Source organism: Paenibacillus aurantiacus (assembly GCF_042431225.1).
GTDB lineage: Bacteria > Bacillota > Bacilli > Paenibacillales > Paenibacillaceae > Paenibacillus_Z > Paenibacillus_Z aurantiacus.
This window is the reverse complement of record NZ_JBHMDO010000044.1, coordinates 99,742-117,639: the sequence shown is the minus strand read 5'-3', so window position 1 is coordinate 117,639 and position 17,898 is coordinate 99,742. Positions and strand designations below refer to the sequence as shown.

General features: G+C 56.0%; 17 protein-coding genes. 1 reads left to right on the top strand and 16 read right to left on the bottom strand.

The features are described from left to right. Window positions 1-11: 11 nt before the first annotated feature. On the bottom strand, window positions 12-1,172 hold the full coding sequence (sucC, locus tag ACFFSY_RS27415) for an ADP-forming succinate--CoA ligase subunit beta (RefSeq protein ID WP_377500159.1): 1,161 nt from the start codon (window positions 1,170-1,172) through the stop codon (window positions 12-14). A 432-nt stretch (window positions 1,173-1,604) separates the two neighbouring features. Here sucC and ACFFSY_RS27410 point away from each other — a divergent pair, with 432 nt between their 5' ends. After that, on the top strand, window positions 1,605-3,143 hold the full coding sequence (locus ACFFSY_RS27410; protein ID WP_377500157.1) for a YifB family Mg chelatase-like AAA ATPase: 1,539 nt from the start codon (window positions 1,605-1,607) through the stop codon (window positions 3,141-3,143). Between the two features lie 254 nt (window positions 3,144-3,397). On the opposite strand, the gene ACFFSY_RS27405 is transcribed toward ACFFSY_RS27410, so the two are convergent. From ACFFSY_RS27405 to smc, 15 genes are all read right to left on the bottom strand, one after another. Continuing rightward, window positions 3,398-3,784: a YraN family protein gene (locus tag ACFFSY_RS27405; RefSeq protein ID WP_377500155.1), complete on the bottom strand. Its 387-nt coding sequence runs from the start codon at window positions 3,782-3,784 to the stop codon at window positions 3,398-3,400. Continuing rightward, complete coding sequence (locus tag ACFFSY_RS27400) at window positions 3,781-4,089, bottom strand: EscU/YscU/HrcU family type III secretion system export apparatus switch protein (protein WP_377500153.1); 309 nt, start codon at window positions 4,087-4,089, stop codon at window positions 3,781-3,783. Before ACFFSY_RS27400 ends, ACFFSY_RS27405 begins: the two co-directional genes overlap by 4 nt. Then, a complete protein-coding gene (locus tag ACFFSY_RS27395) occupies window positions 4,086-6,179 on the bottom strand; it encodes a TP0910 N-terminal domain-containing protein (RefSeq protein WP_377500151.1) in 2,094 nt (697 codons plus the stop codon). The genes ACFFSY_RS27400 and ACFFSY_RS27395 overlap by 4 nt, the downstream gene beginning before the upstream one ends. A gap of 228 nt (window positions 6,180-6,407) precedes the next feature. After that, on the bottom strand, window positions 6,408-7,022 hold the full coding sequence (rnhB, locus tag ACFFSY_RS27390) for a ribonuclease HII (RefSeq protein WP_377500149.1): 615 nt from the start codon (window positions 7,020-7,022) through the stop codon (window positions 6,408-6,410). Between the two features lie 58 nt (window positions 7,023-7,080). Continuing rightward, window positions 7,081-7,953, bottom strand: a complete 873-nt coding sequence (gene ylqF, locus ACFFSY_RS27385) for a ribosome biogenesis GTPase YlqF (protein WP_377500147.1) — start codon at window positions 7,951-7,953, stop codon at window positions 7,081-7,083. Between the two features lie 13 nt (window positions 7,954-7,966). Beyond that, on the bottom strand, window positions 7,967-8,662 hold the full coding sequence (gene lepB / locus ACFFSY_RS27380) for a signal peptidase I (protein WP_377500145.1): 696 nt from the start codon (window positions 8,660-8,662) through the stop codon (window positions 7,967-7,969). A 79-nt stretch (window positions 8,663-8,741) separates the two neighbouring features. Further along, window positions 8,742-9,083: a 50S ribosomal protein L19 gene (gene rplS, locus ACFFSY_RS27375; protein WP_148928174.1), complete on the bottom strand. Its 342-nt coding sequence runs from the start codon at window positions 9,081-9,083 to the stop codon at window positions 8,742-8,744. Window positions 9,084-9,228: 145 nt separating this feature from the next. Further along, window positions 9,229-9,969 carry a tRNA (guanosine(37)-N1)-methyltransferase TrmD gene (trmD, locus tag ACFFSY_RS27370; RefSeq protein WP_377500143.1) on the bottom strand — a complete coding sequence of 247 codons (741 nt, stop codon included), beginning with the start codon at window positions 9,967-9,969 and terminating at the stop codon, window positions 9,229-9,231. Window positions 9,970-9,971: 2 nt separating this feature from the next. Further along, window positions 9,972-10,493, bottom strand: a complete 522-nt coding sequence (gene rimM / locus ACFFSY_RS27365; protein ID WP_377500141.1) for a ribosome maturation factor RimM — start codon at window positions 10,491-10,493, stop codon at window positions 9,972-9,974. A gap of 89 nt (window positions 10,494-10,582) precedes the next feature. After that, on the bottom strand, window positions 10,583-10,813 hold the full coding sequence (locus ACFFSY_RS27360; protein WP_148928177.1) for a KH domain-containing protein: 231 nt from the start codon (window positions 10,811-10,813) through the stop codon (window positions 10,583-10,585). Window positions 10,814-10,837: 24 nt separating this feature from the next. Further along, a complete protein-coding gene (rpsP, locus tag ACFFSY_RS27355) occupies window positions 10,838-11,110 on the bottom strand; it encodes a 30S ribosomal protein S16 (RefSeq protein ID WP_377500139.1) in 273 nt (90 codons plus the stop codon). A gap of 37 nt (window positions 11,111-11,147) precedes the next feature. Continuing rightward, a complete protein-coding gene (gene ffh / locus ACFFSY_RS27350; protein ID WP_377500137.1) occupies window positions 11,148-12,530 on the bottom strand; it encodes a signal recognition particle protein in 1,383 nt (460 codons plus the stop codon). Between the two features lie 34 nt (window positions 12,531-12,564). Further along, a complete protein-coding gene (locus ACFFSY_RS27345; protein ID WP_377500135.1) occupies window positions 12,565-12,957 on the bottom strand; it encodes a putative DNA-binding protein in 393 nt (130 codons plus the stop codon). A 99-nt stretch (window positions 12,958-13,056) separates the two neighbouring features. Next, window positions 13,057-14,055 (bottom strand): signal recognition particle-docking protein FtsY, encoded by a 999-nt coding sequence (ftsY, locus tag ACFFSY_RS27340; protein ID WP_377500133.1) that lies wholly within the window; start codon window positions 14,053-14,055, stop codon window positions 13,057-13,059. A 120-nt stretch (window positions 14,056-14,175) separates the two neighbouring features. After that, window positions 14,176-17,760, bottom strand: coding sequence for a chromosome segregation protein SMC (gene smc, locus ACFFSY_RS27335; protein ID WP_377500131.1), 3,585 nt, complete (start codon window positions 17,758-17,760; stop codon window positions 14,176-14,178). Window positions 17,761-17,898 lie beyond the last annotated feature (138 nt).

Here is a 17,898-nt window from a genome sequence, read left to right as displayed (position 1 = left end):
CAAGTAAGGTATTACTTTACGAGCTCGACGATCTTCTGCGCACCGTCGGACATGGATTCGGCAGCGACGATGTTCAGTCCGGATTCGTTCAGCAGCTTCTTGCCGAGTTCCACGTTCGTGCCTTCGAGACGAACGACGAGCGGACGGTCGAGTCCGAGCTCTCTGGCAGCGGCGATAACGCCTTCCGCGATAATATCGCACTGCATGATGCCGCCGAAGATGTTAACGAAGATCCCTTTGACTTTATCGTCGGAGAGAATGATTTTGAATGCTTCGGTAACTTTCTCTTTCGTAGCGCCGCCCCCAACGTCGAGGAAGTTGGCAGGGTCGCCGCCGTAGTACTTGATGATGTCCATCGTCGCCATGGCAAGACCTGCGCCGTTAACCATACAGCCGATGTTGCCGTCGAGCGCGATGTAGCTTAGATCGAATTTGGATGCTTCGATTTCTTTCGCATCTTCTTCGTCCAGGTCACGCAGCGCTTGAATGTCTTTGTGACGGTACAGCGCGTTGGAATCGAAGTTCAATTTGGCGTCCAGCGCCATTACGTTGCCGTCGCCGGTCACGACGAGCGGGTTGATTTCTGCGATCGAGCAGTCCTTGTCCACGAACGCTGTGTACAGCGCGATCATGAAGTTCGCCGCTTTGTTGACGAGCTCGTTCGGGATATTGATGGCGAACGCCAGCTTCTTCGCTTGGAACGGCTGGAGGCCGACAGCTGGATCGATCACTTCTTTGAAAATTTTCTCCGGCGTGTGCGCGGCAACTTCTTCGATCTCCGTGCCGCCCTCTTCGGACGCCATCATGACGACGCGGCCAGTCCCGCGATCCACGACTACGCCAACGTAGTATTCTTTCTTAATGTCGCAGCCTTGCTCGATAAGCAAGCGCTTAACTTCTTTGCCTTCAGGTCCCGTTTGGTGCGTCACGAGCGTCTTGCCGAGAATTTCGGATGCGTACGCACGTACCTCGTCCAAGTTTTTGGCAACTTTAACGCCGCCTGCTTTACCGCGGCCGCCTGCATGGATTTGCGCTTTTACGACAACGACTTGGGTGCCGAGCGATTCCGCAGCCGCCACCGCTTCGTCAACCGTGAATGCAACTTTGCCTTCAGGTACGACTACACCATACTGCTTAAGCACTTCTTTGCCTTGATACTCATGGATATTCATTGACGAAAATCCTCCTATCCGCAGTCAAAATACTACGTATGTACACACAAAAAACCTTCACTATTGTAACATACATCCGTCAGCTATTACCTTATTTTCTGTGTAGAAAAACCGCGTTATTTTGATATGGATTTCATCTCAAAATGAGATGATAGAAGCATCCTGCTCACGTAAAGTCGCATGATGAATCCACCTGGCGCACAGTTGCATGCAACAATACAGCCAAAGGGTAGGATGTCCGTTCGCATGTCAAAATATGAGCCATGAGCCAAATCGCCCGACATCCTACATAGACGCGCATTCTCCCAGAGAACGAGCATCGCTGCTGCCGATTGACACTTGACGAATTGCCCTCTATGATGAGGATAATCAAAATGTGGAACGGATTTGTGAGGAAGCACCTTCATCCGAAATGACGGAGGTGCTTTTTTTGTGTTTGTCGCGATATGTGGCGCAAGCGTATATGGAATCGAAGGGAAATTAATCGCGGTAGAAGCGGATATCGCGAGCGGTCTGCCCCAAGTGAACGTCGTCGGACTGCCTGACCCCGCCGTACGCGAATCCGTGGAGCGGGTAAGGGCTGCAATTAAGAACTGCGGGTTCACTTTCCCGCTGGAACGCATCACGATTAATTTGGCTCCCGCCGACCTGCGTAAGGAAGGCACCGCGTTCGATCTGGCGATCGCCGCGTCGATCCTGGCTGCAAGCGCGCAGCTGAAGCCGGAAACCTTAAGCGGGACGCTCGTGCTTGGAGAATTGGCGCTTAGCGGCGAGGTGCGGGCTGTGCCAGGCGTCTTGGCCATGGTCGAGCAGGCCAAGTTAAGCGGCATGAGAAAAGTTCTCCTCCCGGCCGACAATGCGCCGGAGGCCTCCTTTATCGGTGGCATGGAGCTGTTCGCCTTACGGCATTTGAGCCAACTTCAGGGCGGCTTAGAACGATGGGAATCGCTCCGTTTCGACCCTGCCTCGGTGTCGCATCTGCCTAAGGGAGCAGAGCGTCCTGTGCATGGCGATTTCGGCGACGTTCTCGGCCAGCATCATGCGAAGCGAGCTCTCATGATCGCCGCCGCCGGCAATCATAACGTTTTATTCAGCGGCCCGCCGGGTACGGGCAAAACGATGCTTGCCCGACGGCTTCCCGGCATCATGCCGCCCCTTGGGGAAGAAGAGGCGCTGCAGGTCACCAAGATCTACAGCTCGGCTGGCAAACTTCCGCAAGGTGTCCATTCGCTGCTGCGCGAACGCCCTTTTCGGACGCCCCACCATACGATATCGGCTGCGGGTCTCATTGGAGGAGGTTCAATTCCTAGACCAGGCGAAGCGACGCTCGCGCATCATGGCGTCCTCTTTTTGGACGAGCTGCCTGAGTTCTCGAGAAATGCGCTTGAAGTTCTCCGTCAGCCGCTCGAAGATCGGGATGTGACCATCGCGCGTTCGAGAGCCGTTTTTCGTTTCCCAGCTCGTTTCCTGCTCGCCAGCTCCATGAATCCCTGCCCGTGCGGTTATTTCGGTCATGATATGGAGGATAAGCGCTGTCAGTGCAGCGAACTTGCGATTTCGCGTTATCGCGCCAAAATCTCCGGCCCCTTGCTGGATCGGATCGATATGCACATCGAAGTCGCTCGGCCGGCCAACGCGGAGGAGCTTCAACCAGGGATGTCCTCCGCCGAGATGCGTACGCATGTTCTAGATGCCCATGCCCGCGGACAGGAACGGAACAAACTTACGGGAGCGCCTCTTGCGGAATTGGCCGGCGCCTCGCTTCAACGTGCCGTATCCCGTACCAGGGAGGCGAACGAATTACTTAAATTAGCTTTCGATTCACTAGGCGTAAGTCTTCGCGCGCATGATCGCATATTGAAGCTCGCCCGTACGATCGCGGATATGGAGCGTTCCGAACTCGTCGACGCGCAGCATGTCGCGGAGGCGATCGGATACCGAAGCCTCGACCGCAACTTGCATGCGCATTAAGCGGTTATCGTTAGCCAACAATGCAGCTCCACTTAAACAGCCGAACACTCGAATAGCAAGCAGAACCCATTATTCCTCTCCTTGGTGCGATACTCCATGCTCCCTGATCAAGCAACGGACGACTAGGTGTAACGCGTTACACCTAGTCGTCCGCCAAGACAAGAACCTCCTTGCTCCCCCGCCTCCGATGCGGCGCGATACGCGTGCTTAGCATCAAGCAGGGTAACAAGGAGGTTTCTAGTATACGTGAACGATCAGAACGCAGACTCGATATGACGAAACTCCGCTACCTCGTCCGTGAACCGATCCAACGTGATAGCCGCGACGTCGAAACGTACGGGCACGCCGGCGTACCCGTTCTGACGCAAATAAACTTCGGCAAGCGAGCGCACCCGGTACTGCTTCCGATAATCGACCGATTCGGCAGCGGTGCCGAATCGCCCTCCGGAAGTCCGCGTTCTAACCTCGATAACGACGATCGTGCCCTCATACTCCGCCACGAGATCCAATTCCCCCGACCTGCAGCGCCAATTCCGGTTCAAGATCCGGTAGCCTTCGGACATGAAGTGTCTCGTCGCAATCTCTTCGCCGAGCTTGCCCGTCGCGTTTCTTCGGCTGCGATGCGGCTGCCGCGCGGTCATGACCGCTGCTCTCCCGCCCGTTTGTCCGAACGATAAACAAAGCTTAGAATCTCAGCTACAAGCATATACAATTCGGGTGGAATTTCCTGGGCAATATCCAGCTTCGCCAACACTTCGACGAGCGATTTATCTTCCTGTACGGGCACCCCGTTCTCGGCGGCTTTCTCGACGATGGCGTCTGCGATTCTGCCGCTTCCTTTCGCGACGACGACCGGAGCCGAGCCTTTCCCCGGCTCGTACTTTAATGCGACCGCTTTTTTCGCAGGCGATGGCTGCCTCTTGCCGCTTGATTGATTTTGCTTCATGCCCGATAGTCCACCCCCTTGTAGGGTTTGGACGCATAAGCCGTTTGGACGGGCGATGGCGCCACCGCGGACGGCGTGTCGGAAGCAAATGCGAGACGATCCGGCAGCGGCGTAGCGCGCAGCGAAGACAGCTGATAACCGGCTTGTTTCAATGCCTCCGTAATTTCCGAGCGCGAGCCGTCAAGCAAGCTCTCGATGGCTGGATGATCGTTCCATAGCCGAAGCGAAACGATCTTGTCCACGACTTGCACATCGACGATTGTATCGCCCAGCGATTTCATGCGCAAATCAAACATGAGCCGGCAGTTGTCCGCGTCCAGTTCGCCTTTGCGCCCTCTCCGCGTCTGAATATGAATCGAAGCTGTCTGGTCGCCATTAGCCGTCTTAAGTGGAATAAACATCGTCACATGCGTAAATGGCGATCCGTTGCGTTCGGGTGACAATAGCAGCTGTTGTCCGGTAATTTGCTGAATAAGCTGCTGCGCGGTCTCCTTGAGCGCTGGAGGGACATCGTCGCTACCAGCCAGTGACATCAGCGCATGTTTCATATTATCCGCCGGGCTTGACGACTCCGCTCTTGCCCCTGCACTTATCATATCGGCCGTTTGCGTCAATTGCCCCTGCGCGAACGCCGCTCGCTCCGTCAAGCCCGATCCCCCACTGCGATCCGGCAAGCCCGTACCCGGAACTTTGCCCGCTTGATCGGTCGTATTATCAGCAGGCTTAACCGCTTCCTGCGCTTGCGCCTGCTTATGGGATTGCGGCGACTGGTCGACTGGCGTAGCCGCGCTTCCTTGCTGCGAGGGCAGCGTGACTCGTGCCGCTTGCGCACCTTGCTGCGAATCCACGGGCGTAGAAGGGCGAGCTTCTGCTCCCTGCGGCGACGTAGAAGCCGCAGCCGCAGGCGTTGTCGACTGCTGTGAAGCCGTAGAAGCTGTCAACTGAGATGTGTGGGCAGCTGCGGCTATTTCTTGCCCCCTTGCCAACAGTGGCGTCTGAGCGGCCTGAGCAACTTGCTGCGGCGTCCGCTGCTGCTCTGCAGTCCTTGCTCCTTGCCGCGTATTTTCGGCTTGTTCAAGATTGTCTGTGCCAGCTTCTACGATCGGCTGCTCATCACGGACAGCCTGCGCAAGCAATCGTTCATGATCCACGCCGAACCACTTCATAAGCTGACCTAACGCGCCTCCGAGCTGATTGCGAGTAGTCGTGCTGACGTCCGCTTGCCTCGCGACGCGGCCGTCGCCTTGAGCCGAAACCGGCACCGGAGCAGGCTGAGCCGACTTGCTGCCCGCACGTTCATCCGGCGGCTCCATCTTCTGCGGCATGGACTCCCCTGCCCCAACGGATTGTGTGACAACGCCGGATTTGCCGCCACGCGTCGTGGATGATTCACTTTCTTCCGGCAGCTGCATCAAATCCGCGCCTTCCGCCAGCAGCTGGGCAACTCTTGCAGCCGCCGCCTGCGTGGGGCTTCCGCTCCCTCCATCCGAATTTTGCGCCGGTCCGAGAAATTGCGCTAGTCCGCTCTCCAGCTTCTGAAGCAGCTCGTGCACCGGCGGTCCGCTCAGCGCCTGATGGAGCGAATTCATAGTCGTTTCCGTCATTGGCAGCCCCCGCTTCACGGCAACGGCAGCGGTTTGCATCCAGCTCTGCATGTCGACTTTGGCAGGCTTCATCTCCGCAGCTTGCAGAAACTGCCCGATTACTTGCTTATTCAGCGTAATACCGCTTCGGCGCAAATCGCGAACCAGCTCCCCCGCCCACTTCGTCTCTGGCAATCCGAGTGACTTAACCCATTCTTTCACCGTTTCATCGGAGGGGGTAGCGGTTTGCGCATCCACCGTCTTCATGACGATCGGACCGTTGTCCGTCTGAGGCTGAACTTGAAACATCGCGCTTTGTCCGGGAGCCAAACTCGTCTCCAGCTTCGCCCGCACCTGACTTGAACCAATCTGGATCAGCGCCTCGTTATCGTCCATTGTCTGTAGAACGACGCCCCGTACGACTTGACCAGCCTTCAATTCAAGCGCCTTGCCTTCGCCCTGCTGGACATCCCCCACTAGACCTCGCATAACCTGACCGATATTCATGCGACATTCCTCCTCTCGCCCACCTAAGCGGCCCATCCGCCCCTCGATGCGCCAAGCCTTGCCAGGCTCACGCTATTAGCCTTATTATCGGCAAAAACGCGATTCCTGTTAACCTTTGCCGATAAAATCATATCCCTTAACAACAACAAAACCGGACATGGCGTTCCACTGCGGTGCTCCCGCGGAACTGCCTGCCCGGCATCCTGATTTTCCTGATTAGGTAACTCATCAAAACAATACTTGCTGCTCCACGAACAGTTTGCCCAAAAACGAGCGTCTGTGGAGCGGGCTCGGACCATATTCGAGCAGCTTCTCGCGGTGCAGTTTCGTCGCGTATCCCTTGTGAATCGCGATGCCATATTCCGGATACATCTGGTCCCACTCGCCGGCGCAGAGCCGATCGCGCGTCACTTTGGCGATAATCGACGCTGCCGCGATCGATTGGCTGAGTGCGTCGCCCTTAATAATCGCCAGCTGCGGAATCTCGATATCCACCTTCTCCGCGTCGACGAGCAAATAGTCCGGCTGCGATCCTCCGAGCTGTTCGACTGCCTGTTTCATGGCGAGCCTTGCGGCCTGTTTGATGTTGATCTCGTCCACGACAGACGCGCTAATCCGTGCCGCCGCCCATGCGAGGGCCGATTCCGTAATCGTCTCGTAGAGCGCCTCGCGCTTCTTCTCCGAGAGCTTCTTGGAATCGTTAATGCCATCAAGCACAAGACCTTCTGGCAAGATGACGGCAGCCGCCACCACGTCGCCGAACAGACAACCGCGCCCTACTTCGTCAATGCCGGCGATGTGCCGGTAACCCTGTTCCCACAGTCCGGTTTCGTACGTAAGCATGCCTAGTCTCTCCCGTTCCCCCACGGTGCTAACCGAGTTTCTTCCTGGACGCGGGCGTTTAGAAAAAATCTTCCGGCGCTTCGAAGGACAATTTCCCCAACTTGCCCGCGCGAAGTTCTCTCAAAATAATGCCCGACGTTTTCTCCAAATCGACGCGTCCGCCGCTGACCAGACAACCGCGCTTGCGCCCGATATCTTCCATGACGCGCACGATCTCGTCCGAATCCTCCGGATCGGTTGGCGGCTTATCCACGCCGAACCGTTCTTCGATCATCGGCCAGTACCGCTTCACCAATACTTTGATCGAGAAGAACGCCACATCTTCGATATTGATAACCTGTTCCTTGATCGCCCCGGTCATGGCAAGCATATAACCGACCATCTCGTCCTCGAACTTCGGCCAGAGGATACCCGGCGTGTCCAGAAGTTCCATTTCCGTGCCGACTTTGATCCACTGCTGGCCTTTAGTTACGCCCGGCCGGTCGCCAGTCGCGGCAATGTTGCGTCCCGCCAGACGATTCGTAAGCGTGGATTTGCCAACGTTCGGAATGCCCACGATCAAAGCGCGGATAGCGCGAGGATTCATCCCTTTGGCGATTTGACGCGCGATTTTCTCGTGCAAAATCTTCTTCGCCGCAGCCGGCACTTCGCCTACGCGCGCCCCCGTTGAGGAATCGAGCGCCAGGCTCGCATGTCCTTCCTTCGCGAAAGCCGCCATCCACTGTTCGGTCGTGCGCGGATCAGCCAGGTCGGCTTTATTCAATATGATCAGCCGAGGCTTGCCTTGCAGAATCTCATCCACCATCGGGTTACGGCTGGAATACGGCACGCGCGCATCCAGCAGTTCGATGGCGAGATCGATCAGTTTCAATTTATCCTGAATTTGTCTCCGGGCTCTCGTCATATGCCCCGGAAACCATTGTATGGTCATGCTGCCTTTCACCTCATCCGTGTTTAACGAACTTCAACTTATCCAGCGGCCAGAAAATAAAGTCCGCACGTCCGACAATCCGATCGTATTGCACGAAACCGATCATTCGGCTGTCCTGGCTGTTGGAACGGTTGTCGCCGAATGCCAGTACGGTTCCTGCCGGCACGGTATCTTCCGTAACCGTATCGTTCGGGAACCCTTCCCGCGTGTTATACAGCTCGCCGCGCGCTTTCGCCGCCGCGATTGCCTCCGCCAGGTACGGCTCTTCGACTTTCTCGCCGTTTATGTACAAATCGTCGCCTTCGTATTTGATCTTATCGCCCGGTACGCCGATGACCCGCTTAATAAAGTCGCGTCCTTGGTCAGGAACCTCAAAGACGATGACTTCGCCATGTTTCGGAGCCCGGATATCGTAGATGATTTTGTTGACGATCAAACGCTCGCCCGTAAAGAAGTTCGGCTCCATGGACTGCCCTTCTACGATAAAGGGAGCAAACAGGAACCATCGGATCACTAATACAAGCAGTGCCGCGATCGCCAGCGCTTTCACCCATTCCGCGATCTCGTTGCGGGCCTTGCTGCCTTTGGGTCGGTCCGGATTGGTACGGTGTTCATTCTCCGCTCTGCTGCGGCTTGGTTGGTCCAATTGCGTGCTGCCCTCGTGCGTACGGTCTTCGCCGTCCTCGTGTTTGCCGGATTGCTGGTCCATCTGCTTCCCTCCGTTCATGTCCCTTCCGAATAAAACGAAAAGGGGACTTACTATGCGCAAGCCCCCCTCTTGTCGTTCATTAACGAATCTCTTTAATTCTCGCAGCTTTACCGCGCAGGTTACGAAGGTAGTACAGCTTCGCACGACGGACTTTACCGCGACGAGCTACTTCGATCCGCTCCAGCTTCGGCGAATGTACCGGGAACGTTCTTTCAACGCCCACACCATACGAAATTTTACGAACCGTAAAAGTTTCGCTGATGCCGCCGCCGCGACGTTTGATAACAACGCCTTCGAACAGCTGGATACGCTCGCGGGAACCCTCGATAACTTTAACGTGTACCTTGAGCGTGTCTCCCGGACGGAAGTTTGGCAGATCTGTACGCAATTGTTCTTGCGTGATTGCTTGTACGATATTCATCTTTGAATCACTCCTTCCACCATAGACGTTCTTATCAGCTCGCCGATTCATCTGAGGAAACGGGTCGACACTGCATAGCGGACCGTCCGACTATAACAAAAAGCAACATTTGAAATATTAACATAAAACGCGGCATATTGCAAACTTATTTTTCCGCTCGCTGCTGTTCGAGCCACATTCGCTCTTTGTCGGTCAACTCCACGCGCTCGAGCAGCTCCGGACGCCGCTTCTGCGTTCGCAGGAGCGACTGTTCTCTACGCCACTGCTCAACCTTCGCATGGTGTCCGGACAGCAGCACCTCGGGCACTTCCCAGCCTCGAAAAACGGCCGGGCGCGTATAGTGCGGGTGCTCGATTAACCCCGTGCTGAACGAATCTGTGACGGCCGATGTCTCATTGCCAAGAACGCCTGGGAGCAGTCTGGCCACACTGTCAATGACGACCATGGCCGGAAGCTCGCCTCCCGTAAGCACGTAATCGCCAATGGAAATCTCGTCGGTGACCAAATGTTCGCGGATTCGCTCATCATAACCTTCATAATGTCCGCAAACGAAGATGAGATGCTGCTCGCCGGCCAGTTGCTCCGCTTTGCGCTGGGTGAACGGTTCGCCCTGCGGACACATAAGAATGACACGCGGAGCCGTCTCCTCGATTTGGCGGCTAGCCAAATCTTCCACCGCGGCAAATAATGGCTCCGGCTTCAGCACCATGCCCCCTCCGCCGCCGTACGGATAATCGTCCACCGTGTTATGTTTGTTGTTCGCGTAATCGCGGAAGTTAACCGCATTCAATTCCACGATTCCTTTGTCCCGCGCTTTGCCCAAGATGCTAGCGCCGAAGACGCCTGCGAACATCTCCGGAAACAAGGTCAACACGTCGATCCGCACGATTAGATCAATCCTTCCATCAACCGAACAGTAACCGTCTTCGACGCAATGTCAACGGTGAGCACGACTTCATCGATTACCGGTATAAGCACTTCTTTACCTTTAGCCGGCTTTACGACCCAGACATCATTCGCGCCTGGGCTTAAAATTTCGGTAATGACGCCGAGTTCTTGCCCTTCCTCGGTCACGACTTTGCAGCCGACGATCTCGTAGTGATAATACTCGCCTTCTTCCAGCTCGCCGAGATTATCCTTCGAAATCTTGATTTCCCATCCTTTATACTTTTCGACATCGTTTATATTATCGTAACCAGCTAATTTGATCATAAACATGCCCTTATGCTCGCGCGCGCCGGTAATCTCGATGTTCATTCGCTGTTTCGTCTCAGGGTGTTCGATAACGAGCTTGCTGCCCGGCGCAAAACGCTCATCGGCGAAATGCGTCTGCGAGATAACCTTCAGCTCCCCCCGGATGCCGTGGGTGTTAACGATTTTGCCTACGGTAAGCATATCTTGTTCGTTCATGATTGGGACTGCCCCTTTCCTGCATGCTTATTGTTCCATCGAAAAAGGGCTAGGATAAGGTATCCTAACCCTGCTTCGATGTACGATCGCTATGAAACAATATCGACCATGACGCGCTTGTCCGTCTTAACGGCCGCCGAGGAAACGACCGTCCGGAGCGCCTTTGCAATCCGTCCTTGCTTGCCGATCACTTTGCCGACGTCGCCGGGGTGAACGGTAAGCCGGTATACGGTGCCGCGATCGTCCTCTTTCACGTCGACGCGCACGTCCTCGGGGTGATCCACAAGAGCCTTCGCGATGACAAGAATTAACTCTTTCATGCAGCGGCCTCCGCTTTAGAAATATTATTTCTGAAGCTTCGATTCATGGAACTTCTTAAGAACGCCTGCTTGGGAGAGCAGGTTGCGAACCGTATCGGAAGCTTGCGCTCCAGTGTTCAGCCATTTCAGTGCTTTCTCTTCGTCGATCGTTACTTGAGCCGGTTGTGCAACCGGGTTGTAAGTACCGATTTCTTCGATAAAGCGACCGTCACGCGGGGAACGGGAGTCGGATACGACTACGCGGTAGAAAGGCGCTTTGTGCGCACCCATACGTTTCAAACGAATACGTACTGCCATTGTGTTTCACCTCCTTACAATAGTAGAGATGGGAAGATTAGAACGGGAATTTCATCCCTTTGCCCAACATCCCTTTCATGCCCTTCAAGCCCTTCATTCCGCCCTTCGGACCTTTCGGTCCCATCATGGACGAGAACTGCTTCATCATTTTCTTCATGTCGTCGAACTGCTTGATCAAGCGATTGACCTCGGCGATCGACGTGCCGCTGCCCGCGGCGATCCGCTTGCGGCGGCTATGATTCAAGATTTCGGGTTTCTGCTTCTCTTCCTTCGTCATCGACTTCACGATCGCCTCGACGCGGGAGATTTGCTTCTCGTCCACCTTGACGTTTTTCATTTCCTTCACTTTGCCCATGCCTGGAAGCATGTCGAGCAACTGATCAAGCGGTCCAAGATTGCGCACCTGTTCCATCTGTTCCAGGAAATCCTCGAACGTGAATTCTGCCGTGCGCATTTTGCGTTCCATCTCAGCGGCCTTCTCGGCATCGATGTTCGACTGCGCCTTCTCGATCAGGGAGAGCATGTCGCCCATGCCCAGAATCCGCGATGCCATCCGACTCGGATGGAACGGCTCGAGCGGCTCGATCTTCTCGCCGGTGGCGACGAATTTGATCGGCGTGCCCGTAACGGCTTTGACCGACAATGCGGCACCGCCACGAGTATCACCGTCGAGCTTGGTGAGTACGACACCTGTCAGCTCCAATTGACTGTGGAAGCTCTGTGCGACATTGACCGCTTCTTGACCTGTCATCGCGTCGACAACGAGCAGCACTTCGTCCGGCTTCGTCACCTCATGCACCATGCGAAGCTCTTCCATCAGCGCTTCGTCGATGTGCAAGCGGCCTGCGGTATCGATAATGACGTAATCGTTGCCGTGCTCCTTCGCGTGAGCAAGACCCGCGCGAGCGATCTCGACCGGCGACGTCTTGTCGCCCATCGTAAAGACCGGAGCGCCTATGCCTTCGCCGAGTACCTGAAGCTGCTTAATCGCGGCTGGACGATAAATGTCGCAGGCGACAAGCAAAGGACGATGCTTGTCCTTCATCAGCATTTTGGCCAGTTTGCCGGAAGAAGTCGTCTTACCGGCACCCTGCAGACCTGCCATCAGGATGACCGTCGGCGGACGGTTCGACTTCGCCAGCTTGCTCTGCGTGCCGCCCATCAACTCGGTCAATTCTTTGTTTACGATGTCGATGACGACCATTCCGGGTGTGAAGCTCTTCGTGACTTCCGCGCCAACGGCTTGTTCTTTCACCTTCGCGATGAAATCTTTGACAACTTTAAAGTTGACGTCGGCTTCTAACAAGGCAAGGCGCACCTCGCGCATCGCTTCGTTTACGTCATCCTCGCTCAGCTTGCCTTTGCCGCGCAGCTTGCCGAACACATTCTGCAACCGGCTTGTTAATCCTTCGAATGCCATGACCGTCACCTCGCTTAATGCTTATATGTAATGCTTATTCGTTCCCGTTCGTCTCCATCCCGCCCGATTCGATCATGCGCAAACCATCCGCGACGGCGGTTATCCGTTTGTTCAGCATGCCATCTGATTCGATCGCGCAAGCTTCCAGCTCGCTTAGCCATTGCTGTCGCGCATCATGCTTCGCAAGCAGCTTCAGCTTACTCTCGTAACCTTCCAGCACGGTCTCCGCGCGTTTGATGTGCTCGTAGACCGCTTGGCGGCTCACTTCGAATTCGGCGGCGATTTCCCCGAGGGAGTAATCGTCGTGAAAATAATATTTGAGAAAGATTTGCTGTTTCTCGGTCAACAGCGGCTCGTAGAAATCGAACAGCATGTTGATCCGGGTCGTCTTAGCAAGGGCATCGGGTCCTTGTACCGCCACCGTCATTCCCCCTCCGTCAAGGGCAAGACCTTTACACGTCTTAACCACGACGTTTATCATAGCCCATCCGGCATGTCGCTGTCAAGCATTTTCCCTTGTCACTTTTTACGATTCCGTCTCTTCGCCTTCTGCCGACTGAATGAGACCCGCGAACAGCGCGTGAACGAACTGCTCGGAATCGAATTCCTGCAGGTCGTCCATTTTCTCGCCCAGACCGACCAGCTTGACCGGCAGCTGCAGCTCATTTCGGATAGCGATGACGATGCCGCCTTTCGCCGTGCCATCGAGCTTCGTTAACACGAGTCCCGATACGCCGCTTTTCTCGCCGAACAGCTTCGCTTGGCTGAGCGCGTTCTGGCCTGTCGTCGCATCGAGCACGAGCAGCACTTCATGCGGCGCATTCGGCACTTCGCGCTGAATGACACGGAAGATTTTGTTCAGCTCATCCATCAGATTCGTCTTATTCTGCAGGCGTCCGGCCGTATCGCATAGCAATACGTCCACCCCGCGCTGTTTGGCCGCCTGAACGGCGTCGTACATGACCGCGGCAGGATCTGCGCCCGACGACTGCTTGATGACATCCACGCCGACGCGCTGCCCCCACACTTCGAGCTGCTCGATGGCGCCTGCACGGAACGTATCGCCCGCCGCCATCAGTACCTTCTTGCCTTCGCTCTTGAACTTGTGCGCGAGCTTGCCGATCGTCGTCGTCTTGCCAACGCCGTTGACGCCGACGAACAAGATGACGGTCAGTCCGCTAGGCGCCATATTCAACTTGTTATCCTCGTCACCCTTGAGCAAGCCGGTCAGCTTCTCGGAGAGCACCGGCTGCAGCTCGGAAGCGTCTTCGATCTTGCGCTTCTTCACTTCGACACGCAGTTCATCGATCAGCGTCATGACCGTGTTGACACCTACATCGGCTCCGATCAGAATTTCCTCTAGTTCCTCATAGAACGCCTCGTCGATCTTTTTGCGGCGCAAAATCAATTCTTCAACGCGTTCGACGAAAGCGGTGCGGGTCTTGGTCAACCCTTCCTTAAACTTATTCGTAACGCTCTCGGTCTTCTGCGAGATGCTTTCTTTCAGTTTCTTGAAAAAACTCACGTTATCCCTCCATCCAAATGGTGCCGAAAGCGTAAAGCAGCGGATCCGCTACATCCGATCCGCCGCCGCTTATCGTATTCTATACCGGTCGTACGACTTGACCGACCTTTCTCAGCCGCCTTAGGCGCTCTCCGCGGAGAACCGATCCTCTTCTTCCAGTTTGACGGAGACCAACTTCGAGACCCCGCCTTCCTCCATCGTGACACCGTACAGGACGTCCGCTTCTTCCATTGTGCCTTTGCGGTGCGTTACGACGATGAACTGCGTTAGCTCGGAGAACTCGCGCAGATACTGCGCGAACCTCGCGACGTTCGCTTCGTCCAGTGCCGCTTCGACTTCGTCGAGCACGCAGAACGGTACCGGCTTCACCTGCAAGATCGCGAACAGCAGCGCCATCGCGGTTAATGCCCGCTCGCCCCCGGACAGAAGCTGCAGATTCTGCAGCTTCTTCCCAGGCGGCTGCGCGACGATGTCGATGCCGCTATCCAGCACCCGATCCGGGTCGATCATGATCAGATCCGCCCGGCCGCCGCCGAAGAGTTTCGCGAACACGACGACGAAATGCCCGCGAATCGCCTCGAATGTCGTGGTAAAACGTCTCGACATCTCATCATCCATCTCGCGAATGACCTGATACAATGTCGTCTTCGCTTCGATCAGGTCGTTCTTCTGCTCATCCAGGAATTCGTACCGTTCCTTGACCCGCTCATACTCGTCGATCGCGCCCAAGTTCACTTCGCCCAGCGAACTTATTCGGCGCTTCAAGTCGCGCACTTCGTTCTGCAGCGCCTGCACATCTTCCGGGACCGGATATTTGGATTTCGCCAGCTCATAGCTGAGCTCGTATTCCTCGCTCAGCTTGCGCAGCAGGTTGTCGAGCTCGACATCGAGACGGTTCGCCGCGATTTCGGTCTGACGCATCTGTTCTTCCACATTGCGAAGCTGCGTGCGCTGTTCCTTCGTCTCGCTCTCGCCCTGCTCGAGCTCGCGCATCATTTCCGCCCGTTCGGCCCGTTTCAGATCCGTCTGCTCCGCGCACTTCTCTTTCTGGATGCGAAGCGCGTTCAGTTGTTCGGTCTGACGCACGCTCTCGTCCGCGTGCTGCGTGCCGTCTTCGTTCTGTCTGGCGAACATGTCTCGCAATCCGGACAGTTCTTGCTTCGAACGCGTGATATCGGCTCGAACACGGGAAGCTTGATCGTCGAACGCCTGTTTCTCCCGCTCGGCTTTCGCGACCGCGATCTTCAGATCGGTCAGCTGATCCTGCAGCTGCTCCTTGGCCGATTCGTTCGCCTTACGCTGCTCCTCGGCGATCCGAATCGCTTCCTGAAGCTTCGCTTCCTGCGCGGTCATCTCGCTCAGCTTGCGCTCGGCATCGGCCGCAGAGGCCTTCAACTGATCGCGCTCCGAGCGATGTCCCGTGCTGTCGGATTCGAACAGCTGCCGCTGTTCGCTCAAGTGTCGGTTCTCGTTCTCGAGCTGCTGCAGCTCGGCGCGCAGATGCTGCTCTTCGATGCGCCGCTGCTCGCCCTTGCCTCGAAGTTCGTCGATATTCTGCGTGCGGATCGATTGTTCCTTCCGCAAATCCGATATGTTGTCCCGCAGTTTGACGAGCTGTAGATCCGTCGTCTTCACTTCGGCATCCAGCTCTTCGATTTGACGCGTCCGTCCAAGCAGGCTCGCGCCTTTCTTCTGCAAGCTGCCGCCGGTCATGGAGCCGCCGGCATTGACGACGTCGCCTTCAAGCGTGACGACGCGGAACCGGTATTGACATTTGGCTGCGATTCGGTTCGCTTGCTCCAGCGTCTCGGCGAGCAGGACGTTGCCGAGGAGGTTCTCGACGATGGACGCATAGCGCGGTTCGCTGCTGACCAGATCAGCGGCCACGCCGACGAAGCCTTCGACGCTTGCTGCCATGCGTTTATCTTGTTCCGGCACGCTACGGCCGCGGATGACGTCTAGCGGCAGGAAGGTTGCACGGCCGAGCTGTCGCTGCTTCAGGAAAGCGATCCCGGCTCGCGCCGAACGCTCGTCCGTCATGACGATATGCTGCAGCGCAGCGCCAAGCGCGGTCTCGACCGCCGTCTCGATCCGTGCCGGAACGCGAATGAGTTCGGCAACAGCGCCATGCACGCCTTCCAATCCGCCGCTGGACCTGCGCGAAGCCTTCAACACTTCGCGAACGCCCTGCATAAAGCCGTCCATACCTTCTTGCATTTCTTTCATCGTATCGCGCCGCGAGCGAAGCGCTTCCAGCTTCTGCTCCCACTTGCGGGCGGCAGCTTGCGCCTCTTCCAGGAGCTTCTGACCGTTTTGCAGTCCTTCTTGCTCTGCCGTATATTTCTCGCGGGCGCTGGCGATATCCGCCAACGTTGCGTCCAATCTAGCTTTCAGATCGGTTCTGCGAGCCTCGAGTTTCCCATGCTGCTCCTGCCACTTCGACTGCTCCTCAGATAACCGTTCCATACGCCGCTGGAGCGCTTCCTCCTGCTGGCCTGCATAACGGATCTCGTTGCGTAGCTGAGCCATCGCGCTCATCACTTCAAGCAGCTCGCTCTTCAGCGATTCCTCCGCTTCGCCCGAATTCGCCGCCGCGGCGCCAAGCAGACGCGCTTCCTCTGACAGCAAGCGTCCACGCAGATCGGTCAGCTCCGCTTCGAGCGCAGCCGCCTTGCCACGGAACTCGGCCTCTTCCTTCGTAAGCGACGCGATTCGCTCGGTCAGCGCGCCGATCGAGCCTTCCAGCTGCGTCCGGTTCTGCTCGAGATTCTTCTTCCGCTCCTTCAGCACCTCGCCATAACCTTCGCATTTCTCGTACTCTTCGCTGTATTGAAGCATTGATTCATGCAGACGATCCAGCGTCTCCTCGATTTCACGCAGCTTGAGGCGATCCTTCTCGAGCAGGGCATCATGCTTACTCACGACGGTCGTCAGCGCGAGCTGCTCGTTCTCCAGCTTCTTCAACTTCTCGCTTGCTTCCGTCCATGAACGATGGACCGTCTCGATATTGTGCACGTACATGGAGATTTCAGAGCTCTTCAGCTGCTCGCGCAGTTCCTTGTACAGCCGCGCTTTCTCCGACTGCTCCTTCAACGGTTCGACCTGATCCTCAAGTTCCGATACCAGGTCATGAATGCGCAGCAAATTTTGCTCCGTATCGTCCAGCTTCCGCTGCGCTTCTCGCTTGCGCGACTTATATTTCACGATACCGGAAGCCTCTTCGAAAATACCCCGGCGATCTTCCGAGCGCGTACTTAAGATCTCTTCAATGCGGCCCTGCCCGATGATGGAATAGGCCTCTTTGCCGATCCCCGTATCCATGAACAGTTCCGTAATATCTTTCAGCCTGCATGGCTGTTTGTTGATCATATATTCGCTGTCGCCGCTCCGATGAACGCGTCTTGTGACGGTGACCTCATTATATTCGAGCGGCAGCGCATTATCGCTGTTGTCCAGCGTAAGCGATACTTCCCCGAAGTTGACCGCTTTGCGTGCATCGCTGCCGGCGAAAATGATATCCTCCATCTTCCCGCCGCGCAGGCTCTTAGCGCTCTGCTCGCCAAGCACCCAGCGAATGCTATCGCTGATATTGCTCTTTCCGCTGCCGTTCGGGCCGACAACCGCCGTAATGCCCCGGACGAATTCCAGTTCCGTCTTATCGGCGAACGATTTGAAACCCGCAAGTTCTATCCTTTTCAGGAACATAGCCTATGCCTTCACCTCAACGATTATTGTACCATACTTGTCTGAAAAGGACAGGCTGTTTTCACTGGCGTATCCTGCTGCCCGAGCGTTAAAAAATCCCGGTTTGCGGAGCAGACCGGGATCATGCATGGCTTTATA